Raw genomic sequence first — 24190 nt, 5'->3', positions numbered from 1 at the left:
TTGATGCTTCGTACAGAAATGCGCAATCCCCGCACCACTCATATCGATCAAATGGACACCATGGATATCCTGCGCTGTATGCAGGCGGAAAATCTGGCGGCGGTGCAGGCGGTGGAGCGGCCGCTGCCATCCATTGCTGCCGCGGTGGACGCTATCACCGCCGCCTTCCAAGCCGGGGGACGGCTGTTTTATATCGGCGCGGGGACGTCGGGCCGCCTGGGCGTGCTGGATGCGGCCGAATGCCCGCCTACTTTTGGCGTTCCCGCGGATAAGGTTGTCGGCATCATCGCCGGCGGCGACGCTTCGCTGCGCCACGCCAGCGAGTCGGCCGAGGACGATCCGCAGGCGGGCGCGGCGGATTTGCGGCAGTATGCTTTGACGGCCCATGACGTGGTGGTGGGGATTTCGGCGGCGGGCGGCGCGGCGTATGTGCTGCGGGCGCTGGAATACGCCGCCGGACAAGGCTGCGTCACCGTCGGGATTACCTCCAACGAGGGAAGTCCGCTGGACATGGCCGCCGCCATTTCCATTTGTACCGACACGGGGGCCGAGGTGGTCACCGGTTCCACCCGGCTGAAGGCGGGCACCGCGCAGAAGCTGGTACTGAATATGCTGACCACCGCCTCTATGATCCGCTGCGGCTATGTGTATGAAAACCTCATGATCCATTTGCGTCCTACCAACAGCAAACTGCGCAAGCGGATGATCCGGATTGTATGCGAACTGGCCGCCTGCGACGAGTATACGGCCGAACAACGGCTCATCGCAAACGGCTGGGACATTCCCAAGGCGGTCTCCCCGTGCGATTGAATCGGCGTCAATGACCGGCCTCAGCCGGGCTTTTTCAACAAAGAAGGGCGCGTTGCAAAATCTTACATTTTGCAACGCGCCCTCTTTGTTCAGCCCAGCAGCCAGCCAAGCTGGTTGAACAGCAGGCCCATGGCCAGGGTGGCCGTGTTGGCCAGCGCCGTGTATCCCAGCACCCGCCAGCGGGACACGCCGCGGTAGAGGAAAAGATAGGCGATGAACTCCGCCGCATACACGGCGATTTCGCCCACCAGCACCGCCGTCATATAGGGCAGGCCGCTCAGAGACAGAAACAGGATGAGCAGCAGCTGCGTCGTCAGGTTGACCGCCGCCACCTTCCACACCGCCCGCAGCCGGAAGGCCAGCGCGAGCGCCGTTTCCCCCCCACCGACAGCAGCAGGCGGGCCAGCACCGCCCACAGCGGCGGCATCCCCCGCCGGGCGGCCGAGCCGTGGTAGTAGTTGGTATAAGTCGCCGTCAGCGTATCCGCCTGCGCATCGTAATGGAGCGTGCGCAGAAAGCTGTCGGCATCCGGCGGCGCCGCCTCCACCACCGGGGAAACCTGCAGCACCCGGCCCTCATCGTCCAGCAGGGCCACCTTGACCCGGGCGGCGATTTTGTCCAGCGGCTGATTGGAGGAGGGCAGCAGAATCAGCCCGCTCGCCTGTCCATCGACCGATTTCGACAGGCGTTTGTTTTCCGAAATACCCTGGAGATGGAGAGTCAGGCTGACGAACCCCTCCTCGTCGTAGGCGACGATGGGCGCGTCCTCCGGCAGCCGGGCCCCGGACAAGACGCGCCGGTTGAGGGCGGTATACCCCTCGTCCTCCGGGGACAGCTGCGCCAGCACGTCGGCCCGCGTTGCCGCCTCGTCCGCGCCGGTGATTTCCATGTACAGATAGTTAGGGGGCGCAGGGGCGTTGGCCGCCGCCCCCAGCGGGAACAGCGCCGCGCAAAACGTAAGCAGCATCAGCCAGAGGGAAGCTCTCGCTTTTTTCATCCAGAATCGCCGCCTTTCCAGATTATCTGTTCACTTGTCGTATACCGTTGTCCAACCGTCAGCCTTTGGCCTTGATATACACCTTAAGCACCGCCGCCTGGGTTTTCGCGTCGGTGATGGTACCGTCCAGCACCATGGCCGCCGCCTTCTCCAGAGGAATCCGCTCCACCTCCAGGAACTCGTCCTCGTCGGGGTTCATCTCTCCGTAGGTCAGGCCGGTGGCCATGTACATGTAGATAATCTCCCCGCAGTAGCCGGGAGAGGGGTACAGCTTGCCCAGGAACTCGTACTGCGCGGCGGCGGCGCCGGTTTCCTCCTGCAGCTCCCGCTTGCCGCATTCCAGCGGATCCTCCCCGGGGGTCAGCTTGCCCGCCGGGATTTCGGGGATGACCTCCTGATACGGATAGCGGAACTGCCGCACGAAGAGCAGCTCCCCTTCGTCGGTCAGGGCGGCGACGCAGACCCCTCCGGGATGCTCGATCACCTCCCGGGTGGCCTTCGCCCCGTTGGGCAGGCGGGCCTCGTCCACCCGCAGGTTGATGATTCTCCCCTTATATTTATATTCCTGCGACAGGGGCGTTTCGGTCAAATTCATAATGTCGTCTCCTTACTAATATGATAGACTATGTACGAGGAGGGAAAGCCATGACGGACACCATCACCATCCCCCAGGTCACCGACAGCGGCGCGGTGCGGGGCATGATGTACGCCCTGCGGGGGCGCTACCGGTTCTTAGACACCATCCCCATCGGCCGCAGCGTCCTGGGCCGGGAAATCTTCGGCCTGCTGCTGGGCGGAGGAAACGGCCCGGAAAAGGTCCTGTTCGCCGCCGCGTTCCATGGGCAGGAATGGCTCACCGCCCTGACGGTCCTCCGGTTGTGCGAGAACATCTGCGAGGCCATGCAGAAGGACGGCAAGCTGGACGATCTCGACCTGCGCCAGGCCCTGGCCGGGCGCAGCCTCATTCTGGTGCCCATGGTCAACCCCGACGGGGTGGACATCGCCCTGCGGGGCGCCGAGGCCGCCGGCCCCTTCGCCGAGCAGGCCGCCGCCCTGGGGGCCGACCGGCCGGGCCTCTGGCAGGCCAACGCCCGCGGCGTGGACATCAATCACAATTTTAACGCAGGCTGGGCCCTCTTGCAAGAGCTGGAACGCAAAAAGGGCATCGACGGCCCCGCCCCCCGCCAATGGGGCGGCCCCTGCCCCGAAAGCGAGCCGGAAACCCGGGCCCTCACCGGCCTGTGCGCCCGCTTCCGCTTCCGCCACGTGGTGGCCCTGCACAGCCAGGGGGAGGAAATCTACTGGCGGTACGGCGATCGCACCCCGCCCCAGGCCCAGATGATGGCCGACGTGCTGGGCGCGGCCAGCGGCTACCGGGTGGCCGACCCCGAGGGCCTGGCCTCCCACGGCGGGTTTAAGGACTGGTTCATCGATTCCACCGGCCGCCCCGGCTTCACCATCGAGCTGGGCCAAGGGGTCAACCCGCTGCCGGTTTCCGACTTCGAATCGCTGTACGCCAAGGCCCGGGAAATGCTGCTGCTGGCCGCTCTTTTATAGCCAAATGCGTATATCTTTGCAAAAAAATACAAATTGTATAGTAAATCACGCCGTTTTCTCCCGGATTTCCTCCGGATGGCAGCGGCAGTAGTGGAAGATATACTGCTGGGCGATGCCCGCGTACGGGCCGAAAATGGCCGGGGCGCTCTCCGGCATTTTCCCCGTTTCCTCCGGGAACAGCCGGGCCATGGCCCGCTTCATCCACACGTCCATGGGGAAGCACTCCAGCCGCCCCATACCGTACAGCAGCACGCATTCGGCCACCTTGGGCCCCACCCCGCGGATGCGGGTCAGCTCCCGACGGGCGTCGGCCAGCGGCATGACGGCCACCGCCTGCAAATCCACCGTCCCCGCCGCCACCTGCCGGGCGGCGTCCAGGATGTAGCCCGCCCGCCAGCCGCTGCGCAGGGGGGCCAGCTCCGCCTCGCTGCAGGCGGCCAGCCTCTCCGGCGTGGGAAAGGCCCGCGCCCCCCCGGGCAGCGGCTCCCCGAACAGGGCGCACAGCCGGGCCAGGATCCCCTTAATGCGGGGCACGTTGTTGTTCTGGGACACGATGAAGGCGATCAGCGCCTCGAAGGCGGGCTGCCTCAGCACCCGGATACCGGGGGCGAACGCCACGCAGGGGGCCAGCCGGGGATCCCGGGCAAAGGCGGCCCGGACGGCCGCATAGTCCCGGTCGAGATCGAGATAGTCCCGCCAGAAGCCCTCGAACTCCGCCGCCGTAGCCCCCTCCAGCACGAGACTCTCCCCCTCGAAGCGCAGCCCCGCCGCGTGGCCTCCCGCCGCGCCGAACCAGCCGCCGTCCCCCGTCGGGGCGAAGCGGAAGCACTGCCCGCAGTCCAGCGTCTGGGCCAGATCGAAGGGCTCCGCCCCCTCCACCCTCACCCCGCCGGGGAATTCCGTCACCGTCATCGCTCACGCACCGCCTTTTCATTTCGATTCCCGTATGCTATACTGTTCAGTATACTGGAAAACAACCATTTCCGAAAGAGTGAATTTTTCCCGTCGGGGAAGGAAGGCGTGTGAACCCATGAGAGAGGATATTACCAGCATCCCGATAAGCGAGGTGTTCGAACCCCGGGACGGCTGCCCCATCTGCCGGATGCGGGACATGCTGGAGGCCCGGGTGGTGGACTACATCACCGGCGCGGCCATGATGGAGCCGGACGTGCGCATCGAGACCAACAAGCAGGGGTTCTGCTTCCCGCATTACCAGATGATGCTCGCCAAGCGCAACCGCCTGGGGGTGGCCCTGATGCTGGAAAGCCATCTGGACGAGCTGGACAAGCAGATCTTCGCCGGCCTGCCCCTGCTTGGCAAAAGCGGGAAGAAACAGGGCAAGGACGCCGGCCAGGCGGCGGGCTCCTGCTTCATCTGCCGGCAGGTGGACTGGGCCATGGAGCGGATGCTGGACAGCGTCTGCCGCCTGTGGGAGAACGAGCGGGATTTCCGCCGGCTGTTCGAGGAGCAGCCGGTGCTCTGCCTGCCCCACTTCTCCCGCCTGACCGAGGTGGCGGGGTTGAAGATGAGCAAGAAATACGCCCCCGATTTCGCCAAGGCGGCCGCCGCCCTCTGCCGGAACTATCTGACCGAGCTGCGGGGGGACGTGTCCCATTTCTGCAAGATGTTCGACTACCGTAACACCGGGGAGGACGCCGACTGGGGCAATTCGAAGGATTCCATCGAGCGGGCCGTCTGGTGGCTGACCTCCCGGGAGCCGAAGTAAAAATGGACGACAAAACGAAGCGGGCGGCCATATACGGCCGCCCGCTTCTTCTATTTCGAGTGCTTTTCCTCATACGCGATAAGCACCACGTTCTTGTCCCGCTCCCGGCTGAGCCGTTCCTCCAGGCGGCGGATTTCCTCCACCTGCCCGGGGCTTACCTGCGCCACGGGGAACTCCAGCTTCTCCTCCATCACAGGAACTCCTTGAGCTGCTCCAGGTTGCGCTCTTCCATTTTCAGCAGCCGCTGGGCCAGCCGGGTGGTCTCCGGCTCGGCGTCGGGGCACTCCTTCAGCTTCTTGGTGATGTCGATAATCCCCATGTTGCTGCCCTGGAGCATCATCTCCGCGATGTGTGTGTTGGATTTGTCCAGCAGGGTGTTGAGGTTCAGCATGGTGGAGGCGGACACCCGCTCCATGGTGCTGATCCCCTTGGCGTCCCCGCCTTCCTTCTGAATTTTTTCCTCCGCCTTGTTGAAGATCTCCTGGTATTCGGTCAGCTGATCCTCCAACACCCTGCGGAAGTTCACGTCCTCCACGATTTTGGTCAGCTTCGGGATGGTTTCCTTACCCATCTCCGCGTTTTGGTAGATGAAATTGAGCAGCGCCATGTCCTGCGTCATAGTTGTCCCGCCTTTCCTTGTTTGGCTTTAGCGTTCCCGGCGGGACAGAGGATTATCGCAGACATCTCCTGGAAATTTTATACACGGGTCAATGTGAAGGACAGGGCTTCGAAGTCCTTGAGAACCGGAATGCCCAGCCCGGCGAACATCAGCTCGCCGCCGCCGAAATCGGCGTCCAGCTCGTCGATATGATAGCGGGCGTCCGGGTCGAGACCCATCAGCTTAAGACGGGCCGCCAGGCCGGGCTCGGTCAGCGCCCGCACATAGGTGGCCACCGCCCGGCTCTTGTCCGGGGAGACGAACATCCAGGCGCAGCTGTTGGTTTCAAAGGGGCTGACCAAACGGTAAAAATCCCCGTCGGTGATTAGGCTGCCCAGCGCGTGATAGCGGGCGGTCTGCTCCGCGATTTGCCGGCGCTCCTCCTCGCTGAGTTCCAGCGGATTGAGCTCATACCCGAAGGAGGCGCTCATGGCCACCAGGCCCCGGGTGCGGAAGGGGGTGACGCGCCCCACCTGATGGTTGGGGCAGGCGGAGACATGGGCGGTCATGGCCTGCGGCGGATAGACCAGGGAGGTGCCGTATTGGATGCGCAGCCGCTCGATGGCGTCGGAATCGTCGCTGGTCCAAATCTGGGGGTCATAATACAGCATCCCCGCGTCAAACCGGCCGCCGCCGCCCGAGCAGCCCTCGAAAATCACGTCCGGGAACGTCGTGGTCAGGTAATCCAGCAGGGCGTAGAGATTGAGGATATACCGGTGAAAAAGCTCCGGCTGCCGTTCCGGCGGCAGGGCGGCGGAATAGGCGTCGGTCATGTGGCGGTTCATGTCCCACTTGACATAGGAAATCCGGTTGGCCGCCAGCATCCCGCCCACCGTCTCCTTGAGGTAGTCCAGCACCTCTTGCCGGGACAGGTCGAGAATCAGCTGCTTCCGGCCCAGGCAATAGGGGCGGCCCTCCTGCCGGATACACCAGTCGGGATGGGCACGGTACAGATCGCTGTCCTCCGAAATCATCTCCGGCTCGAACCACAGCCCGAAGGTCATGCCCAGCTCCTCGCATTTTTCAATGATGGGGGTCAGCCCATGGGGCAGCTTGCGCTTGTCCACGAACCAGTCGCCCAGGGAGGTAGTGTCGTCGTCCCGATGGCCGAACCAGCCGTCGTCCAGCACAAAGGTATCGATGCCCATCCCCCGGCAGCTCTCTATCAGTTCCAGCAGCTTTTCCTCGTTGAACTGGAAATAGGTGGCCTCCCAGTTGTTGATGACGATGGGCCGGGGCTTGTTGCGGATTTTGGTGTGCCCCAGGTGGTATTTGATGGCCTGATGGAAGTTCCGGGACAGGCGTCCAAGGCCGCTGTCCGAGTAGGTGAGGATGGCCTCGGGGGCGGTGAAGGTCTCCCCGTCCTCCAGCCGCCAGGAGAAGTCGGCCGGATGGATCCCTATTTGCATCCTGGTCTGTCCGAAGGGCGTGACCTCCGCCTGGGCCAGGAAGTTGCCGCTGTAAATCAGCGTCGCGCCGTAGCACTCGCCCGCTGTCTCGGTGGTCTCGGGCGCGGCGAGGGCCAGGAAGGGGTTATGCTGATGGCTGGACGCGCCCCGGCGGCTCTCCACAGCGTTGACCCCGCGGCGCAGAGGGGTGCGATCGATTTGCCGCTCCCGGCAATGGATGCCGTACAGGCCGATCATGTCCCACCGGCTGTCTGGCAAATCCACGCTGGCACTGAGCACGCGGGTCAAATCCACCGGCGCGCCGGTGGCGTTGATCACCCGGACGTTGCGGGTAATCACGTCGCAGGCGGGATACACCACATAGCGGAGCACCACCGTCAGGCCGGTGAACTCGTCGGCCAGGGTCACCTCCAGGGTCTGCTCCCCGCCGGACAGGCCCGGCAGCCCCTGGGGCTCGATACAGCCGTCGAAAATGACATGGGAGCGGTAGGTGAGGTCCAACAGGCGGCTGCCGGTTTCAAACCGGGCGGAGAAGGCCGGCACCCGGAAATCCCCGCCGCCGTACACCGGATACTCGGTGGGAATGAGATCCAACGAATGCCGGCTATCCGCCGCGCCGCTGTAAACCGGCGAGAACCCGCTGGGGAACGGCTGCCAGAGCCGGGTCAAATCGGCCGGCTGGATTTTTGTTCCCCAATAGGTGCTCAGCAGATAGCCCTTGTCAAAAATACGGAACATATAGCAGGTGCGATCCGTCGCGAGATAAAACGTGCCTGTGTCTTTCAAAAAAGTTATCGCCAAAGCAAACACTTCCTTTTAAAAGATGATTCTGTGAGTATTTTACCGGGTTTTTTATAAAAAACAAGAGAAAAAGCGTCCCACCTTATGGAATATCGTCCCATCGACAAGAAAAATCAAAAATAGGACTTGCAAAATCCGCCGGGACGTAGTAGAATTGATATGCCCTTTTGAAAGGGAAACTATCCGCCCGTGGCGAAGCTGGATATCGCAGTGGATTCCGATTCCAAAGGCCGGGGGTTCGAATCCCTCCGGGCGGACCATATGAAAAAAGTCGTGTAAACCTAGTGTTTATGCGGCTTTTTTCTTTTTGTCTTGAAATGGGGAAAGCACGTTTTAGGGGTGCTTTCCCCATTCTTCTAAGACTTTTTCTAAGACTGCGGGGGTAGCCACCCGCACAAAAACACCTGCGGTGTTTCCTGCGGTGTTTTTCAGCCCCCCGTTAAGGAAATGAGCCTTTATCGCCCGAAACGCTCCTCATATGCAGCAGCTCACCCATGCCGTCCGCCAGCCGCATCTTGGACTGATACTCCAGATGCCCATAGATATTTCCGGTCGTACCGATGTCGCTGTGTCCCAGCCATTCGCTGATTTCTTTAAGCTGAAAGCCCCTGGCGAGCAGCAGACTGGCACAGGAGTGACGCAAATCATGGAACCGGATATCCGGCAGATGGTGACGCTTAAGCAGCCGCCGGAAGCCCCTGGACACCACATCGGGACGAAAGGGCAAGCCGTCCGGCCACTTGCAGACGAAATCGTTGCGCACATAGCCCGCCCCCATGAGAAGCTGGTTTTCCCGCTGCTCCTGCTTGAGGCGGCGCAGATACCTCTCCATCTCCGGAATCAGCGGCAGGGTGCGGCGGCTCTTCTTGTTTTTGGTGCGCTCCTTTTCCACGACAACCTTTGACTGTACCACCGTGTTCTGAATATGGATACGTCCCTCCTCAAAATCCACCGCCGCCCATTTCAGCCCCAGCACCTCGGACCGGCGCAACCCGTAAAACAGGGTCAGCAGGATAACCGGCTCGAATGGATCACCCCGTATCGCCTCGATGAGCGCCGCGGCTTGCTCCGCATTGTAGTAGTTTCCGACGTACTGCTGCACCTTGGGTAACGTCACCCGCTCCGCCGGGTTATAGGGGATGAGATTTTTGCGCACAGCGTCTTTCAGGGCGCTGTGGATGACGACATGGTGCTTTTTCACCGTATTGGCGGATAACCCGCCCCGGCCATCCAGTCGCCCGTTTTTCACCATGACGTTGTAGTATCGCTGGAGCATCTGTGGCGTCAGGCCCATGAGCGTGACTTTTTGCGGCTCGAAATAGGGCAGGATATGCCGCTCGGCAAACACCTTGTAGGAATCCCATGTGGAGCGTTCCACCGCGTACTGCATCTGTTCCAGCCACTGCCGCAGCCAGTCTGCGAACAATACGTCTTTGGCATAGGCCACATGGCTGTCTTCATACTGCTTCAGCAGGTCGCGGAAAGCTTTTTGCGCCTCCCGCTTTTTCACCCTGTCCACCCGGAGCTTCAGGCTGATCCATTTGGGATGCGGCTTGCCGGCATCGTCTGGGATGTTGAGTACAGCGTAGTAGATGTTTCCTTTTATTTGAAGGCTTCCTGTCATGTTGTCCTCCTTCCTGCGGAAGCCCATCACTTACTATGAGTATAGCACAGTGAGGGTCGGTCAGCAATTCTTGCCGTCCAGAAACCGCACAATTTCGCTCTTGGGGATCCGGTAGCGGTTTCCCACCTTGACACAGCGGATTTTCTTTGCCCGCACTAGCTCATACGCCATGTTTTTGCTGATGCGCAGGATTGTGCAGACCTCTTTGACGGTGAGGACGTCGCCGTACTCGTCAAGCATCGCCGTCACCGCCGTTCCAGTAGCTGTCCGGTTTGCCTTCCGAATCAGCCAGATAAATCCGCGTGATCTCCGCCCGTTCATGTCCCAGCCAGCGGGACACCTGCAGACAGGCCTCATGCGGCGTTTTTCCTTCGCGGGTAAGCCGGCGGTACCATTCTGCCGCGCAGGTATGCCGCAGGCCGTGGAAGGTCATGGGGCGCTCCGAGCCTTTGTCCTTGACGGCGTCACGATGCCGCCGGATAAAGGCCTCAAGCTCATGGATAACGCTGTGGGTATCCCGACCGGCCGGAACAAACAGCTTATGTCCCGGCGGCGTGATTTTCAGCAGTGCGGCCAGTTCGATGCGGATGGTTTCGTTGATGGGTACCTCCCGCACCTTGCCGCCCTTGCCCTTAATCGTTAGGAAACCATCCTGTAAAGCGGCCCGGGCTATGGCAGTATCCATGCGCATCACCTCGTGGATGCGAAGCCCTGCGTATCGACCAATAACGATGCAGACCTCAAAATCCGGGCGTTCAGCTTTCCAGCACTCGCCGATCATCCAATTGAATTCCCGATAGCTCCATGTCCGATCCTGCTTCCCGAATACCCGACGCTCCAGCTCCAATTCCCGGTTGTCCGGCAGGGCATAGCGGGCGTTTGGAATCTGATCATGCCAAAAGCGGATCGCGGACAGCTCGGTCTTGATGGTGGCAGGCGAAAGTCTCCGCCTTTGCATATCCGCGACGTAGGCGGCCAGATGCTTGCCGGACAGGTTGGCGAGTTTCTCCAGGTGGAACCGCTCTGCCGTAAACCGCAGAAAGCGCAGGAAAGCCTCGTAATATCGCTCTTTGGTCTTGTAGCTTCCCTGCCGGTTGTGGCGGCGGAACTTCTCGGCCTGTGCAGCCAAATTGATAAAGGTGGTCTTCATATGTGCTCCTTTCCTTGTCAGGAGCACCGCGCAGCCTGGATTCGGGCAGACTCTCCCCACTGGCATTTTCATCGTTTCCGGCCATTTTCCAGAGAAAAGCCTGCCCAAACCCGCGCTGTCACTGGATGCGGCGGCCTTTTTGGCTTCTGTCTCTTGGAATGGAGGATGACCGGCTATGTGGTTGTGGAGGTTTAGTAAGTTCCCGTATGGGCTCTGAGAAGCCTGGGGCCAATGCCTCGACGGGGAGCGCCTTCGCCGGGGATACCCGGCTGCAGCCGAATACGCTGCGGGCGCTCGGCGGCCAGTCCAGACGATGACAGGGCCGCTGAATGGTGGGTGTCCCGGCATCGTCTGTGGGGGCCAAGGCCCGCCTGCCGGGTCGGAATCCGCCGCCGTGCGGTTCCTGCAAAGGCGTTTTCTGTCCGTGTCCTCCGGCGCCTTTGCTGGTGGCCGGGGGGACGCTCACTTTTTTGAACATCATACCTACGCTCCTCTCGGTGTTTGACTTCCGTACCGGGTCGGCAATCCGGGGGAAGAGCTGTTGAGGCAAAAAAGCCGCAAAACCATTGCTTTCCTGGTTTTGCGGCTTAACGCCCCTTTACGGTGGAGTTCCATGCCCGGGACCCCATCTTTTCGCTCCAAATTGGTGACCTTTGCTTGGAGTTGGATTTGGGAAGCTCTCGCTTCTATCCGCTCTGTCCTCTCGTACAGAACAAAAAGGCCGGACTTCCCCCTTTTGAAGGAAAATCCGACCTCTTAACTCAAACCAATGTCCACTTTAGGGACACTTATCTCAAACCTGTTTACAGATGTATCTTATCACAGGCTGCCTGTCTTGTCAAATGTTTTGCTGGTTGCCTGTTTGCACACATAAGAAGGCTTATGCCTCCTGCGGTGTTTTCCTTCCTGTTTTCCGCGTATTATGCGCTTTCAAGGCGGAATACACCGCCCTCTTTTCCGAAACCACCGGCCTGATGGGCATACCTCGAAGGGAAAATCGAGACTATTTCTATATATTGTAATTGTATGTCGATTTGCCTTTTGTCGTTATAATTCTTTTAACAATTCTCCTGGCTAGTTTGTACGGAATTTCAACATACATTACATAGTCGTGATCTACACTTATCTATTAATACATATTGGACTATACAAGAATCTGAATGGGTAGACTGGAATCTATTGTGGTGCCATCTCCGAGTTCCCCACGGTTATTGCGCCCAAATGCCCATATCTCACCGTTATCCGTTATAAGCCGTATGCAGATAACCGGCGCTGGCAGCGGTTACATGTTCCATTACCTGCACAGGTATAGAACTATCTGTTGTTCCGTTTCCCAATTGGCCGAACTTGTTGCTCCCCCACGCCCAGAGCGTATGATCCTCTTTAATGGCCACAGCATGCGTGTAACTTGTCGATACCGAAAGAACGTTGTCCATTACTTTTTGAAAAAGGGGAGCTTCCTGAGTTTCACCCAATCCCAATACACCATTGCCGGCCACCCACAACTCATGATTTTTATTTATGGCATAAATGACGTTGTAGCCGATAACCACCGTTTCGATATCGCTATACAGCCTGCAGGGAGTTAATTCGGATTCATAATCGTCCCGGCCGAATTGTCCCGCATCATTGGAACCCCAAAGCCAGCGCGCTCCACTGCTGTCGAGCACAGCAGATTAGGCAGGACCGCCAAACGCTTTGCGCACATTGCCCATAATCTTCTGGAATTTGTAAATCGATTTCGTCGAACCAATTCCCAATTGACCGACCTCGTTGTCACCGGTTAAGCGTAACTGCCAGTCGGTATCGATTATCATGGTATAAGAGGCTCCAGCAGAAGTGGATATCACACTGTCCTCGAGTTTGAGAGGCTTGAGTTGTAAGGTGTCACCGACATCTCCCAACTGGCCCATAGACGTCTGTCCCCATCCCCACAAAGTATTATCATTCCGTATAGCCACGGTATGATTGTAACCCGCTGAGATTTGTACAACACGATTAAGGACTTGGACGGGACGGTACCGCTCGCCAGTTGTGCCGTCTCCGAGTTCGCCGCAGGAGTTGTCTCCCCATGCATATAAGCGCCCCTTTTCCGATAAATAAAAAGTTTTATAATTGGCGGCTATTATATTTGGCTCAATAGAGATGCGCTCAGCGAAATAGATAGTCATCGTACCAGCTACCAGGAGACAAATGGCTCCGAATAGGAGAAGCCATTTTCCCACCCGGCATGTGCAACATCCTTTTTTCGTTTATTCATTCGTATCACCTTCTATTACAATAAATTTGGACAGGAAAGCCGGGCAGCCAGTCCGCTTGACTTTGCTAATATAAGTTTACGGACAAGACACAGCAGCCTGCCGTGTCTTGCTCTATCTCATACTTAAGCTACAATGAGAGGAGTAATTGGCCTGGCAAACTTGACTATGGACTACCCACGTCCGTAAATAAAACTGTCAGCCATCCTCTTATTGCAGCGTTCGGTTTAAGCAGGTTGAGCTTCGCGCTCGTTTTACCGGGCAAATGAAATCGGCAATGAGAAAACGATGGTCGCCACATTACGATATTATTCGCATGGAGGAATGCCGATGAATGCTGTAGGAATCAATGTTTCCAAAGGCAAAAGGTTGAAACAATTTAATTTGAGTACCATTCCAAAAAAGAGCGCACAAGAACAAGCCCCCTAAAAGCGGGCAAAATCGAAGTTATGCTTAAAGTCTAAGCGGTAGGCGGAGCAGTTACCAAATACCCTTGTCGTTGGATAATGTAAATAGCTTCTTCCAGCGAAACTTCACGGTGGGCCGGGGGACGGTCTGCCAAGTGGTAGAGAGTCGATTGTACGGCTCGTTTTTCTTGAGCATGTTGTAAATGGCAGTGAGCAGCATCCTGGCAATGGCAATAATGGCTTTCTTGTGTCCACGGCGTTTCTTTAGTGCAAGATAGCGGTTACGAACTTCAGGAAACGGCTTGGCACGAATCGCACCAAGAGCGCACTGAACGAGCAATGGCTTGATGTAGGCTCCGGCCCGGCTAATTCTGGTGGTTTTCTTCTTTCCGGCACTCTCGTTGTTTTGCGGCGTAAGCCCCGCCCAGGAGCAGAGATGCTTCGAGGTGGGGAACACGGACATATCCACTCCGATTTCAGAAATGACGCCGATTGCGGCAAAGGATTGGATACCCGGCACCGTCATAATAAGTTCGAGTTGAGGAAGATACTTCTCAGCAGTAGACAGAATCAGGGATTCCAGATTGAGCTTGCACAGTTCAAGGCTGTCCATGTGGGAACGGATGATGCGGAGCTTTTCAGCCTGTTCAACACACATCTCTCCGTCCACAGCAGCAAATATTTCCTCGTTAGTTGCTTTCATGTGCTTGGTGCGGAAGCCGGAAACATCTGTGATTTTCATCGCTGGATTTTCTAAAATTCTGGAAATAATTGCAGAGGCGGCCTTACCAAACACATCGGAGAACACATCATCCAGCTTGAAGTTGGAGACCGTCAAACAGTTCTGTGCCCGGTTTTTCTCGCCGGTGGTGAAGCTGGTGAGTTTCCAGCGATAGCGTACTAAGTCCCGCAGTTGGCGGATGTTCGCAGGAGGAATAAAACTCCCGGCGACAAGGTCGTGCTTGAAGATGTCAGCGATCCACTTGGCATCTCTTTTGTCCGTTTTCTTGCCCCGAATTGCTTTCACATACTTGGGGTGAGCAAGGACGATGTTGCAGGTGGGCTCCAAGATGTTGTAAATGGGGATCCAATACTTTCCCGTGGACTCCATGCATACGTCTTCGCAGTTGTTTTCGGACAACCAAGCTGCACAGCGGCGTAAATCACCAGTGAACGTGGAAAAACGCTTGCTCTTGTAGGCTGTCACGCCCTGCTCATTGGTAGAGGCGATACAGGCAACAATAAAGGACTTGTGGACATCCATCCCGCAACAGACACGGTAAATGATTTTAAGCATAACACATCCCCTCAAAACCGTATTCGAGGGAGCAGGCAGGGACTGGACGTTCACTGAAAGATTGAAGTAGTCCGTCTCTCCAAAGATAAGGTTACAGGGTGCAAAGCACTATTCATTGGTGCTTGAAAGAGCGTCCGGCACACATAAGCATTCAGTCCAGCGTAAGGCCGAGCCTACTCACCTTCACGTGCTGTGTAGTGTGCCTGCTTCCTCAAGCCTATTCTAACAAATTACAAATTGCTGCGTTATAGGCTCCCGTGTTTCACTCCCTTTGGTGCCTTGCAGCGCAGCGGAAAGGAATGGTCATAAGCATGGTTTCTGTTACCGGGGTGGCTGTCCCGGTATAGAGGAAGCGTCCATTTGCTTATTTGCAGAAAAAAAGGCCGCAAAACCAATCTTTCTAACGGTTTTGTGGCCTATGCAGCCTGTATTCATTTTATCAATGCCCGCAGGGTACAATACCCTCACGGTATTTTCATTCTCTCAACTTCGAAAACACTTGAGGCCGGCGCATAACCACTGTTTGCCCAACCGCAACAGCGAATGGGCATTACCTCTACTCTTGAACAACGTACAAACTTAACAACGTATGCAATGCCACTGGTATAAGCAGCAAGGCACAAAAATCAATTACAATTGTATATATAGTACTTGTCAATAGATATTCCAAAATATTATCTACAAACCCAATTTCAAGCCTTTATTAGAGCACAGCCATACCCACGGTGCCTGTAAAAGGCTTTTCACGGAGCCTATGGCAATACTACTCGCATGCCTGCGGGTGCATCCCACGTAGTCCGGATATCACCGTCCGGCTGCCGGCAGTGCTCCACGCGCAGGATACCTAAGGGCGTCGGATAGGTCCCCCTCGCCCATTGAAGATCGCCCAGCTTTGGCCGCAGCTCGATCGCGCCGCATCCTGCCTCTAAAATATGGATACCCAGCACGTCTTCCGCCAAAAACGCCGTGGGTCCCGAGGCCCAGCCGTGACAAAGGCTGTGGCGCAAGCCCTTATAGCAGAAAGCACCGTTATCCCCGTGAATATCCTGAATCCCCTCCGGCACCGGCTCGTCGATCCGGCCGCTGTTCTCCAGCCAATCGACGTCAAAGTCCTCCCAGAAAGTAGTGGCTCCACGCTCCAGCATCCCCCCATAATACGTCTCGAGCATCTCCAACGCCGCTTTCATATCCTCCGCCGCCGCAATTTTCAGCAAATAATAGCTCATGAACGTGGACATACGGCGGGCCCCATCCTTCAGCACAACGGCCGCCGCTTGCTTCTCGTCCAGCAGGCGGGCCAGTCCAAGCATGGCGGCGGTCTGCTTTGAGCCGTAATGTGCTATTGGCTGCAGACGTAAAGCCGACCGCTTTTTGGAGCAGCAGGTGGCTGCCGCTTCTTCTCCATACTGAACGGCCAGTTTTTCTCCCGCCTCCAGCGCCAGGGACAGCAACGCGCGGGATCCGTCCTTTTCCTCGGCGCGTTCATGGCTGGGCCAGTCGAGAAAATAACCCGGCAGAGTGTCGGAGCCATCCGCTCGAATTAAATCGGTTATCTGTCTGATAAGCACCAGCGCATAGTCCCGGTTCTCTTCGAGAAAAGTTCGGCTGCCCGTATACCAATACCAATCCCATACAATGAGCAGCCACCAGAGAGAATACGTTGGCATGCCGTTCATCCAACCGGGCAAAGGCGTCGTTTCCCGGGCAAAGCGCAGGGTATCCTCCAGCAGGGGCTGCCTGCCGAACACCGTCCGGATGGTCAGCATCTCCGGATGCATATCTCCCACCCAAACCAATCGATCCCTTTTAATTCCATCCCAAACATACCGCTGCATATTCAGATGACAGGTATAGGCAGCCGTGTCGTAAATCCGATTCAGCCGGTCCCGATCACAGCGGAAAGACCCAAGATAGGGAATATCCCGATAAATGAACACCGCTGTAACCCCCTTGAGCAGCAGCTTCGTGTTCCGGCTCAGAAGACGAACGCAGAGAAACCGAAAGCCGGTTTCTCCCCAGGCCGTATCGCTGAGCGCCGGGAGCGCAACCGTCATGTCCCGGGGCGCGTGGTCGTTGCCGGCGTTTTTTTCACCGATGTCACTCAGCGCCTCGGAAGCCGATTCCCCAAAGGTCAGCCGTACACGCGCCGGATTTTCCCCCTGAATAAGCCCGCACAATAGCCTTGCCCCGCCGTGCAGCTCCGCGCCGTAATCAAGCAGTATGCCCGCCTCTTCTCCACCCTCTCCGTTTTCCAGCACGGCCATAGCCGGTTCGCTGGTAGTAATCTGCAAAAGCTCCCGGGAGAGCAGCCTCTCCGCGCCGTTGGTTTTTCCTTTGACCGATACGACACGGCGGGGAAAGAGATCCCGCCGTATCCGTTCATCCCGCTGCGCGGCACTGAATTGTTCCAGTATATCCATATCTGTTTCTTTCACCTCAATCGGCGTTTTTTCCACCATAAAAGGTATCCCGCGGCTCCTACAGACACCGCCGCACATCCCGCGATCATCATAATCGGCAGGAGCGAGGGGGCCGATCCTGCAGATTTCGTCGCCCCGTTGTCCGTTGAAGCGGTCGCCGTGGCTCCGGAGCGCGTGATTTCGGCCGTACTTTCCGAGACGGCCTTTGTTGTGTCGGGGGGCGGGGTCTGCGCCGGCTCTTGCGCCTCGCCTGCTTCCGTGGCCGCCCTTGTGCTTATTCCCGTTCCCGAAGCGGCCGCCGTCGTAAAAACGGACGCGGTGGGAAGCGTGTGATAGGCCCCGCCGATTCCCGGCTGCTTTTCATCATAGCCGACCACCAGTATCCCATTGGCCACCTGCCGCTGAGCGCCGTCGCTGGGACGGTTCATCAGTTTCAGCTGTCCGCCGCTTTTGGCGATCATCGTGGTGGAGCCGCCGCCATCCAAATGCATAGCGTTATAGCAGCCCTGCTCCAATAGCAGCTGGGCCATCTGCCAAACGGTTAGCCCTTTACTGAAGCCGGGCTGTCGCCCGTCCGCCGTCACCAGCATCACGGTGCCGTCCTCTTTCACCCCCACAGCGGTCATGGGCGACGGGGAGCTATAGCCGCCGTAAGCGCCGGAGCCATCCAGGTTGGGGTTGATTCTTCCGTCCCGGATTAGAAATTGAACGCCGCCCAGTGCAAATTTCACCCGATTCCAGCGCTCGTTTTCGTAGGTAAACGAGATATAGACGGTCTGACCCGGTCGTAGTTTTTCCAGCATTTCCTTATGTACATCACAGCTCGAAAGCACCACGCATCCCTCCGGTATCGCCGTGTCGCCGACGCCTGAGGGGGACAGCCTCTGCACGATACCTTCCAGCACGTCGCCGCCGCGTACCGCGCCTTTTTGTATGCGTATGACCACCTCCTGCCCCCCGCTGCTGTCCGTCCGGGTGGACGCGCCGAATTTATCCGTATACAGCACCAACGCGTCCGGACAGTTCACGGAGCACGAGCCTTTCATACGCAAGCGGTTGATGTGGTTGACCGTATAGGATGCCTCCCCTACGTGAAGGGTGATATCCATCCACGGCGCGTAATCGATAAACGCCGTATTGTCCTCATACATGGCGACACAGTAGGCATCGCATCCGTTGGGGGGATAAGGCTCCCCCTGGTAGGGAACGGGCGGGCTGGTATACAGTTCGCCGTCCTGCACCATAAACCCAAAAGGAATCCCATGACCGACAGAGGTATCCATACTAAAAAAACCACCGTTTATCCCCGCGACCACCTTGCCCCCATACCGGTCGTCCCCGTCCTCCGCCATTCCCAGCAGATGCTGCACACCGCTGACCGACTGATGCGACAGTCCCAGCTTGAGTTCCGCTTTTTTCTCCGAGGGACGGAAAGATACGGTATGTATTTTTAAGGCCCCCGAATCGGTATGGGTGTCGGAAAAGGCGTACCGCACCCCATAGCCCAGATCCTCCTGAAGCACGGGGGCTGTGTCGGCTAAAACGGCCCCGGAGGCGGAAAACGTCAGCAAAACGGCGGCGGCCAGAACAAGAAAACCTGTCTTGATCCTTCTCATACGGTTCTTCCTTCGCCCCGACGGAACAGTATTTGGAGTTTCCGCGCAGCCAGGCTAGCCGCATCCAGACGATAGCTGTCGGAGATCGGTCGCAGGACAACGCCGCCGCCCTCGTATACGCCCGGCTCCGTCATGCGCAGCGCCGATGGTTCTATGCTGCATTCTTCTTCGCAGGAAACGCCCAGCATCTGGAAGCCGTGGCTTATGGTCATCCGCTCCCGTGAGGCCGCCAGCTTTCCGGGCTCCGCAAGAAGCGGTATGCCAAACTCCAGCTCTACAAAACCGTTTTCAGGGACCGTCGTCGCCGCAAAGCCGTTGACCCGCCGGCATTCGACGGCTGAGCCGTTGACTTTCAGGTGATAATCCGCCGCATAGCTCGGGATAAAAAGCGCTATCCGATCCTGCGGCAGCCGCCCGTACAGCCGGCAGGATACACGACCCTCCAAGGGATACTGGGTACGGATTTCCAGTCGACCGCCCGGAAATCGAAGCTCGGCCGGATTGTAGAGGCCGATGTGTACGACGCCGTTCTTTTCCATGCCGATGCTCCTCGCCACCTCGGCCAGACCCTCCCCGCCCCGCATGGAGCAGCACCAGTATGCGTCGCCTCCGGTTCCCGTCGCGTACAGGAACGGATTATCTCCAAGCGCGCAGCTGTCGCAACCAAAGCCGCCGTTCTCGCGCTGGGCGTGTCCAAGAGCGTTCCAATATATTTTTTGTGCTGTCTCAAAATAAATGATATTCTCCGTAAACCGGAACAAGTCCATAGCGGCCATAAAAGAATCCACAATGGCGCAGGGTTCCGTCCAATGCGGGCGGCGGAACCAGTTTTGGTTGGCGTAATTCTCCGTCATACCCTGCCGTTCATACAGGGAAAACAGCCGTTTGGCCATCTCCAGATACCGAGCGTCCCCCAACGCCTCATAAAAGCAGAGAATTCCCCGGATTCCCGACAGCGTGGCATGGGTCTGCATGGAAATGCCCACGAAATCAATAGCGGCGAACGCCTCGATCATTTCCTCCAGCAAATCCTTCAGTTCCGGGATATCCAAATCCCGATACGCCCGGCTAAGTCCATCCAGGCACATATAGGCGCAGCCAATATCCGTGGACAGATACCAGCCGTTTATACAATCTCCTGTCAGCTCGCCGTCCGGCCGCCCCTCGAATACACGGTCTTCCGGTCGCAACGGATACCGGGCATACGCGCCGCCCCGCAGCGGCAGATAGAGAGACCGCACCAGCCGCCCGGCCGCCGCGCGCGCCTCGCCGCAGCCGGTGAGCCGGGCATAGTCCAGCAGCGCCCGCAGCAGCCAGTTGTGCCCGGAGAGCTGCTGCTCATTGAAACAACCGGGTGGCAGAATCTCCCCCAAATACCCTTTTTCATTCAAATTTCCATACACGGTGCGCAGGGTTTCTCTTAAATAGGAGGGCTCCCGTTTGGTGACTTCCATCTGCCGGATCAGCGCCAGCAGCGTGCGGCCCTCCGCGTCCGCCGGCCACCCGCCGCTGTCCAGCCGGCAGACCCTGTCCGGGATATATATATCCGACTCCAGGCGCATGCTACTGCGCAGCAGACGATGCGACAGCAGTCCTAAGACCGTCACATTCTCCAACGATAGGCTTTTCATCCGGGTACCTCCTGTATCAGCAAAAGAGCCCGGCGCGCGCCGGGCCCTTTTGCCTTGTCATGTCATAAAACTTCACTTAAGCGCCTCAGCGGCCTTTGGCGGATCGGCGTCCCGCAAGCAGAGCTGCCGCCACGCCGGCACCCAACAGCAGAACCGCGGGAAATACCGCCGATTCATAGCCGGTATGGGGGGAACCCCCGCCGCCCTCCGCGGATTCCACGGAGGAGGTGCCGTCCGTACTCGTGACGGACGAATCATCCGAAGGGCTGGTTGACGAGGTGGTTGGGGAAGCCGTACTGCTGGTATTGACGCCGGGAGCGGGCGCTCCCTTTGCTATGAGCGTATACTTGCCGGTCAGCGTATCCCATGTGGTGTCGCCGTAGGAGATATACGTTCCCTGATTCAGGGAGGAATCCTCCGGGAAATCGTCGTTTTGCTTGAGGCTGATGCCAAAAGTGGCCGACAGATCCACGACTCCCAAAGCCGTCCACGGGATAGCCGCCTCAAAATCCCAGCCGGTTACGGTAAGAGTACAGGCGGACTTCACCTCGTCAAATTTCCCGGCCGCGTAGTCCTCCCGCTGAGAACCTCCGGCTCCCACCCGCAGGGCGGGCTTTCCGTCGTCCTGGCAGGTAAAGATAAACTGCACATCTCCGTCTCCATAGGCGCCCACCCGATTGGCCGCGGAAAAATAGAATTCCAGGCAGTCGTATTGGAACGAATAGATGTCTCCCTTTCCATCGTCCGCGAATGCTTTGTCCGCGCTGAAAAAAGGCGTGGTGTCAGCCAACCGGACGGCCAGATACAGATTATCTGTGTCCCAGGCAAATTGGAACCGCATCGGCTTACCGGAAGCCTCATCGGTATGCGTGAAGAAACGGTTTGCCCAAAGCGCTTCGTCCAGCCTGCCGTCCACCGTCGGGGCTGTTTCGGCCTTCCGCGCCTCTTGTTTGGTATAATCTACCAAAGAAACAGGCGCCCTGTAAAACCCGCCGGCCAGGCCACCGGCCTCCTCGCCGTTTCCGCTGTCGGACAGGAAAATGTAACCGCCTCCCACGGCGGACTGCGCCAGGTTGCCGCTCAGCCCGTCCACCGTCAGCTTTTTCACCTCGGAAAGATTGGTGTCCAGAATGGTGATCTTTCCCTCCTGGCTGTCCCCGACCACCAGATAGCCGCCGCACAGCACAATGCTATAGGCTTTCGCCAGCTCAATCTGCTTGAGCTGAGTGCCGTCCGGCCCGATTTTCGTCACGTAATACACGGAATTCGCCGAGCCGGTCGCATACACGTTTCCCTGCGTGTCGGTGGCCAGGTAAAACGGGGTGTAGGCCGTTTGGCAAACGCCGTTCTGTGCGAAGTCCGTATACAGGACGATGTTTTCCGGATCCGTCACGTCATAGCAGCGAATGGAAAAGTTGTGATAAGAAACCGCCATGTAGCACAGATAGGTATCGCCGGTTTTGACCACAGCAACGCCGTTGACGCCCACATTCGTGCCACTTGCCGCCACGGCCTCGGTGACATGGCCGATCTCATCCATGGTGGCTTCTTTCACCGCGGCGAGCGTAATTTTGTGATTGTCGCCCGCCTCGGCGTGGGTAAGCCCCACGAACAGGTTGCCCCGATCGTCGACGGCCAGCCCTTTGGGATACCGGTCAACTGGGTTACTCACCTCTGAAATGGCGGGCGTATAGCTGTCCGCGATCTCGCCGCTGGAAACGCTGATTTTCTGTACGTCCCGCGTGTTCTGAAGAAATCCGGCGTACAGATATTGCCCGTCGGGAGAGGCCGCGCAGCCCCGCAGCTCATAGCCCAACTCGGTATCCGCCAGCGTCAGATCACAAATCCGTGTAAAAGCGGCGTCCGGCACCGACGCCGCGGCGGGCGAAAGAAACGGCATAGAAGACAAGGATACCAGCAGCAGAAGCGCCAAAAGGCTTATCGATACTTTACGCATAGCTATCCTCCATTATATCATTGTTGTCTATAGCCGCCGGGCATGTCAAATTCCCGGCGGCTATAGATTTCCGACCGCTTAATTTTTCGCCTGTTTTTCCGCTCTTCCCGTGACCGCCAACACGGTCACGGCCAGCGCCAGCGCCAGCACAGCACCCAGCGCCAGCGGCACGCCGGTCTCGGGACCGGTTTCTCCGGAGTCGGAGCCGTCCGTCTCAGCGGAATCGTCTCCGCCGGCGGGAGGCTGATAGCCGTCCACCCATTTGATAACCTCCACCGAATTTACGGACAGGGAGTTATCCTTGTTCAGCATCAGCTTCATCGAAAGCGTCTTGGCCTTGGAGGGAAGCGTCAGGACCTTGCCGTCGGCGGACAGAGCCGCCTTGGCCGCGTTTACGGCTTCCTTCATTTCAATCACCATGGTGGAAACCGCACCGTTTCGGATAACCAGGAACGTCTTGGAACCGCTCTGCATATCTAAAAGCAGGAAGCTGCCGTCATCCTCCGTCACGATGGTCTGCGTTCCGTTCCCGTGTATGCTCATGGAAACGCCGCCCAGCGCCTTGCCGTCCGCATCCACCAGCGTGCCCTCAAAGGTAAAGGTATGCTCCTCTTGCGGAGCCTGCGTCGCCGCCGTGGTGGGTTCCGTAGTGGGCTCCGTGGTGGCGCCGGTGGTTGCACTGCCGTCGGGATAGTAGTGGACGGGTTCCTTCGTGATGGCGGAAGGGGATGTCCGAACGCCCTGAGGCTTGCCGGGAGTGACTACCCAAGCGCCGTTTTCCTTGATTTCCGTGCCGTTGGGGAGCAGGCAACCGGCGCGCAGGTCGATGGTTTCCCCTTTCCCGGTCGTTCCAAAATAGGGAACCTTATTTTTCGCCAGGGCCGCCGGAGAGAGGGTGAATTCCAAGTTATCCGTACGGCCGTTGCTCGCCTGAATACCGACGAAAATGTCCGGATCCTTTTCAATCAAATCCTTGAAAGAATAGCCGTTAAAAAAAATATAATCCGCGAACTGATAGAACCACGCTTCGGAATCCATTACAATTTCGCCGTTATCGTAATACTTTTGCCCAGCGGTCAAGGTCTTGGGAGACACATTGAGATGAACGATATAATAGTTTTCACTATAGGTGTTCACACCGGTCCAGGTAATCTCCGCCTTAGGCGCGTCGGTGGTGGGCGGCGTAATAATGGACGGGCTGGTAGTGGCTTTAGTGGTAGCTTCGGTAGAGGCTTCCGTAGAGGCCTCCGTTGTGGCTTCTGTGGTGGAAGGCGTGTTGACTACGCGTTTGCCAACCGTTTCCGCTCCAGAGGTAAACGTAAACTTATACGAAATTTCCTCGGCTAACGCGGCAACACCGGGCAGCTTGCAGCCTTTTTCAAAGGTGATGGTCTCGCCGTAATCGCCGAAGTTCAGGAAATCGCCGCTGTTTTTAAACACGATATCCAGCTGGCCCGCCGAGGTGGCCGGGAGATACCGAATATAGCCGGTGTCCATCCATTCCTTCAACGTTTTATCGTTAATCCGGATTTTTGTCGTAAAGGCGTCCAGCTCCTCTTGGGTGATGACCTCCTTGATGGTACCTTCCCAATAGTTACCGGTGGTGAGGGTCGCCGGCTCAACGGTGCAGAAAATTTTTAATTCGTTTGCGCCCGCACCGATGGTGCTGAATTTCACCCCGGTAATATCTGTTCCCGTGCTTTCTGCACCGCTGCCGGCCAAAGCGGGAAATGACAGCACGCATACGCTGACAAGCAACGCAAGGGACAATACCAGCGTGAAAATCCTGGCCATTTTCTTTTTCATGAACAATCCTCCAATACAATTTTGTTTATACGTGTAACTTTTGACAAAACGAAATCCCAGTCTTCA

21 protein-coding genes, 1 tRNA gene and 1 pseudogene are annotated in these 24190 nt (G+C 57.9%); 4 read left to right on the top strand and 19 right to left on the bottom strand.

The window, feature by feature from the left end:
• Window positions 1–3: 3 nt before the first annotated feature.
• Window positions 4–810: an N-acetylmuramic acid 6-phosphate etherase gene (gene murQ, locus ACSAMM_RS15045; protein ID WP_457792095.1), complete on the top strand. Its 807-nt coding sequence runs from the start codon at window positions 4–6 to the stop codon at window positions 808–810.
• Between the two features lie 89 nt (window positions 811–899).
• Here the strand turns inward: murQ and ACSAMM_RS15040 are convergent, their stop codons facing one another.
• The 3 genes from ACSAMM_RS15040 to ACSAMM_RS15030 are packed head-to-tail and all read right to left on the bottom strand — an operon-like array spanning window position 900 to window position 2402.
• The gene (locus tag ACSAMM_RS15040) at window positions 900–1142 is read right to left on the bottom strand and encodes a hypothetical protein (protein WP_457792094.1); all 243 of its coding nucleotides are present in this window, start codon (window positions 1140–1142) and stop codon (window positions 900–902) included.
• Window positions 1124–1807 carry a hypothetical protein gene (locus tag ACSAMM_RS15035; protein WP_457792092.1) on the bottom strand — a complete coding sequence of 228 codons (684 nt, stop codon included), beginning with the start codon at window positions 1805–1807 and terminating at the stop codon, window positions 1124–1126. Before ACSAMM_RS15035 ends, ACSAMM_RS15040 begins: the two co-directional genes overlap by 19 nt.
• Before the next feature lie 58 nt (window positions 1808–1865).
• A complete protein-coding gene (locus ACSAMM_RS15030) occupies window positions 1866–2402 on the bottom strand; it encodes an NUDIX domain-containing protein (RefSeq protein WP_178720499.1) in 537 nt (178 codons plus the stop codon).
• A 50-nt stretch (window positions 2403–2452) separates the two neighbouring features.
• On the opposite strand from ACSAMM_RS15030, the gene ACSAMM_RS15025 reads away from it, so the two are divergent.
• Window positions 2453–3364, top strand: a complete 912-nt coding sequence (locus ACSAMM_RS15025) for a M14 family zinc carboxypeptidase (RefSeq protein ID WP_178720501.1) — start codon at window positions 2453–2455, stop codon at window positions 3362–3364.
• Window positions 3365–3409: 45 nt separating this feature from the next.
• On the opposite strand, the gene ACSAMM_RS15020 is transcribed toward ACSAMM_RS15025, so the two are convergent.
• Window positions 3410–4276: a DNA-3-methyladenine glycosylase 2 family protein gene (locus ACSAMM_RS15020; RefSeq protein ID WP_178720503.1), complete on the bottom strand. Its 867-nt coding sequence runs from the start codon at window positions 4274–4276 to the stop codon at window positions 3410–3412.
• Between the two features lie 118 nt (window positions 4277–4394).
• Between ACSAMM_RS15020 and ACSAMM_RS15015 the strand changes: the two genes are divergently transcribed.
• A complete protein-coding gene (locus ACSAMM_RS15015) occupies window positions 4395–5090 on the top strand; it encodes a DUF6062 family protein (protein ID WP_178720505.1) in 696 nt (231 codons plus the stop codon).
• Between the two features lie 50 nt (window positions 5091–5140).
• Here the strand turns inward: ACSAMM_RS15015 and ACSAMM_RS15010 are convergent, their stop codons facing one another.
• The 3 genes from ACSAMM_RS15010 to ACSAMM_RS15000 form a co-directional block, all read right to left on the bottom strand.
• Window positions 5141–5281: a hypothetical protein gene (locus ACSAMM_RS15010; RefSeq protein WP_178720507.1), complete on the bottom strand. Its 141-nt coding sequence runs from the start codon at window positions 5279–5281 to the stop codon at window positions 5141–5143.
• Window positions 5281–5709 (bottom strand): hypothetical protein, encoded by a 429-nt coding sequence (locus tag ACSAMM_RS15005; RefSeq protein WP_178720509.1) that lies wholly within the window; start codon window positions 5707–5709, stop codon window positions 5281–5283. The genes ACSAMM_RS15010 and ACSAMM_RS15005 overlap by 1 nt, the downstream gene beginning before the upstream one ends.
• Window positions 5710–5786: 77 nt before the next feature.
• Window positions 5787–7967, bottom strand: a complete 2181-nt coding sequence (locus ACSAMM_RS15000) for an alpha-galactosidase (RefSeq protein ID WP_457792088.1) — start codon at window positions 7965–7967, stop codon at window positions 5787–5789.
• Between the two features lie 174 nt (window positions 7968–8141).
• Between ACSAMM_RS15000 and ACSAMM_RS14995 the strand changes: the two genes are divergently transcribed.
• A tRNA-Arg gene (locus ACSAMM_RS14995) sits at window positions 8142–8218 on the top strand.
• A 179-nt stretch (window positions 8219–8397) separates the two neighbouring features.
• On the opposite strand, the gene ACSAMM_RS14990 is transcribed toward ACSAMM_RS14995, so the two are convergent.
• The 12 genes and pseudogenes from ACSAMM_RS14990 to ACSAMM_RS14935 form a co-directional block, all read right to left on the bottom strand.
• Window positions 8398–9582, bottom strand: a complete 1185-nt coding sequence (locus tag ACSAMM_RS14990) for a tyrosine-type recombinase/integrase (protein WP_457792086.1) — start codon at window positions 9580–9582, stop codon at window positions 8398–8400.
• Between the two features lie 60 nt (window positions 9583–9642).
• Entirely contained in the window at window positions 9643–9822 is a 180-nt protein-coding gene (locus ACSAMM_RS14985) for a helix-turn-helix domain-containing protein (RefSeq protein WP_457792084.1), read from the bottom strand.
• Entirely contained in the window at window positions 9815–10732 is a 918-nt protein-coding gene (locus ACSAMM_RS14980) for a tyrosine-type recombinase/integrase (protein WP_457792082.1), read from the bottom strand. The genes ACSAMM_RS14985 and ACSAMM_RS14980 overlap by 8 nt, the downstream gene beginning before the upstream one ends.
• Window positions 10733–11876: 1144 nt before the next feature.
• Window positions 11877–11963 carry a hypothetical protein gene (locus ACSAMM_RS14975; RefSeq protein ID WP_457792202.1) on the bottom strand — a complete coding sequence of 29 codons (87 nt, stop codon included), beginning with the start codon at window positions 11961–11963 and terminating at the stop codon, window positions 11877–11879.
• 7 nt (window positions 11964–11970) lie between these two features.
• Window positions 11971–12402: an RCC1 domain-containing protein gene (locus ACSAMM_RS14970; protein ID WP_457792081.1), complete on the bottom strand. Its 432-nt coding sequence runs from the start codon at window positions 12400–12402 to the stop codon at window positions 11971–11973.
• A 6-nt stretch (window positions 12403–12408) separates the two neighbouring features.
• Window positions 12409–12903 carry an RCC1 domain-containing protein gene (locus tag ACSAMM_RS14965; RefSeq protein ID WP_457792080.1) on the bottom strand — a complete coding sequence of 165 codons (495 nt, stop codon included), beginning with the start codon at window positions 12901–12903 and terminating at the stop codon, window positions 12409–12411.
• A 547-nt stretch (window positions 12904–13450) separates the two neighbouring features.
• Window positions 13451–14694: pseudogene (locus ACSAMM_RS14960) on the bottom strand (IS110 family RNA-guided transposase).
• 752 nt (window positions 14695–15446) lie between these two features.
• Window positions 15447–17114 (bottom strand): alpha-L-rhamnosidase-related protein, encoded by a 1668-nt coding sequence (locus ACSAMM_RS14955; RefSeq protein ID WP_457792078.1) that lies wholly within the window; start codon window positions 17112–17114, stop codon window positions 15447–15449.
• Window positions 17115–17125: 11 nt separating this feature from the next.
• Window positions 17126–18730 (bottom strand): phosphodiester glycosidase family protein, encoded by a 1605-nt coding sequence (locus ACSAMM_RS14950; RefSeq protein WP_457792076.1) that lies wholly within the window; start codon window positions 18728–18730, stop codon window positions 17126–17128.
• Window positions 18727–20361 carry a beta-L-arabinofuranosidase domain-containing protein gene (locus ACSAMM_RS14945; protein WP_178720519.1) on the bottom strand — a complete coding sequence of 545 codons (1635 nt, stop codon included), beginning with the start codon at window positions 20359–20361 and terminating at the stop codon, window positions 18727–18729. The genes ACSAMM_RS14950 and ACSAMM_RS14945 overlap by 4 nt, the downstream gene beginning before the upstream one ends.
• An 85-nt stretch (window positions 20362–20446) precedes the next feature.
• Complete coding sequence (locus tag ACSAMM_RS14940) at window positions 20447–22318, bottom strand: sugar-binding protein (RefSeq protein ID WP_457792075.1); 1872 nt, start codon at window positions 22316–22318, stop codon at window positions 20447–20449.
• A gap of 78 nt (window positions 22319–22396) precedes the next feature.
• Complete coding sequence (locus ACSAMM_RS14935; protein ID WP_457792074.1) at window positions 22397–24124, bottom strand: hypothetical protein; 1728 nt, start codon at window positions 24122–24124, stop codon at window positions 22397–22399.
• Window positions 24125–24190 lie beyond the last annotated feature (66 nt).

The sequence above is a fragment of the Anaeromassilibacillus sp. SJQ-5 genome (assembly GCF_054108045.1).
Note: the sequence above shows the minus strand (reverse complement) of the source record. Positions and strands in the feature narration are given on the sequence as shown.

Coding starts and splice junctions, on each gene's coding strand:
- ACSAMM_RS14945 (WP_178720519.1), bottom strand. CDS start 20,361: ATGAAAAGCCTATCGTTGGAGAATGTGACGGTCTTAGGACTGCTGTCG.
- ACSAMM_RS15025 (WP_178720501.1), top strand. CDS start 2,453: ATGACGGACACCATCACCATCCCCCAGGTCACCGACAGCGGCGCGGTG.
- ACSAMM_RS15035 (WP_457792092.1), bottom strand. CDS start 1,807: ATGAAAAAAGCGAGAGCTTCCCTCTGGCTGATGCTGCTTACGTTTTGC.
- ACSAMM_RS15010 (WP_178720507.1), bottom strand. CDS start 5,281: ATGGAGGAGAAGCTGGAGTTCCCCGTGGCGCAGGTAAGCCCCGGGCAG.
- ACSAMM_RS14965 (WP_457792080.1), bottom strand. CDS start 12,903: ATGACTATCTATTTCGCTGAGCGCATCTCTATTGAGCCAAATATAATA.
- ACSAMM_RS15030 (WP_178720499.1), bottom strand. CDS start 2,402: ATGAATTTGACCGAAACGCCCCTGTCGCAGGAATATAAATATAAGGGG.
- murQ (WP_457792095.1), top strand. CDS start 4: ATGCTTCGTACAGAAATGCGCAATCCCCGCACCACTCATATCGATCAA.
- ACSAMM_RS14980 (WP_457792082.1), bottom strand. CDS start 10,732: ATGAAGACCACCTTTATCAATTTGGCTGCACAGGCCGAGAAGTTCCGC.
- ACSAMM_RS15005 (WP_178720509.1), bottom strand. CDS start 5,709: ATGACGCAGGACATGGCGCTGCTCAATTTCATCTACCAAAACGCGGAG.
- ACSAMM_RS14935 (WP_457792074.1), bottom strand. CDS start 24,124: ATGAAAAAGAAAATGGCCAGGATTTTCACGCTGGTATTGTCCCTTGCG.
- ACSAMM_RS14990 (WP_457792086.1), bottom strand. CDS start 9,582: ATGACAGGAAGCCTTCAAATAAAAGGAAACATCTACTACGCTGTACTC.
- ACSAMM_RS14940 (WP_457792075.1), bottom strand. CDS start 22,318: ATGCGTAAAGTATCGATAAGCCTTTTGGCGCTTCTGCTGCTGGTATCC.
- ACSAMM_RS15015 (WP_178720505.1), top strand. CDS start 4,395: ATGAGAGAGGATATTACCAGCATCCCGATAAGCGAGGTGTTCGAACCC.
- ACSAMM_RS15020 (WP_178720503.1), bottom strand. CDS start 4,276: ATGACGGTGACGGAATTCCCCGGCGGGGTGAGGGTGGAGGGGGCGGAG.
- ACSAMM_RS14955 (WP_457792078.1), bottom strand. CDS start 17,114: ATGGATATACTGGAACAATTCAGTGCCGCGCAGCGGGATGAACGGATA.
- ACSAMM_RS14950 (WP_457792076.1), bottom strand. CDS start 18,730: ATGAGAAGGATCAAGACAGGTTTTCTTGTTCTGGCCGCCGCCGTTTTG.
- ACSAMM_RS14985 (WP_457792084.1), bottom strand. CDS start 9,822: ATGCTTGACGAGTACGGCGACGTCCTCACCGTCAAAGAGGTCTGCACA.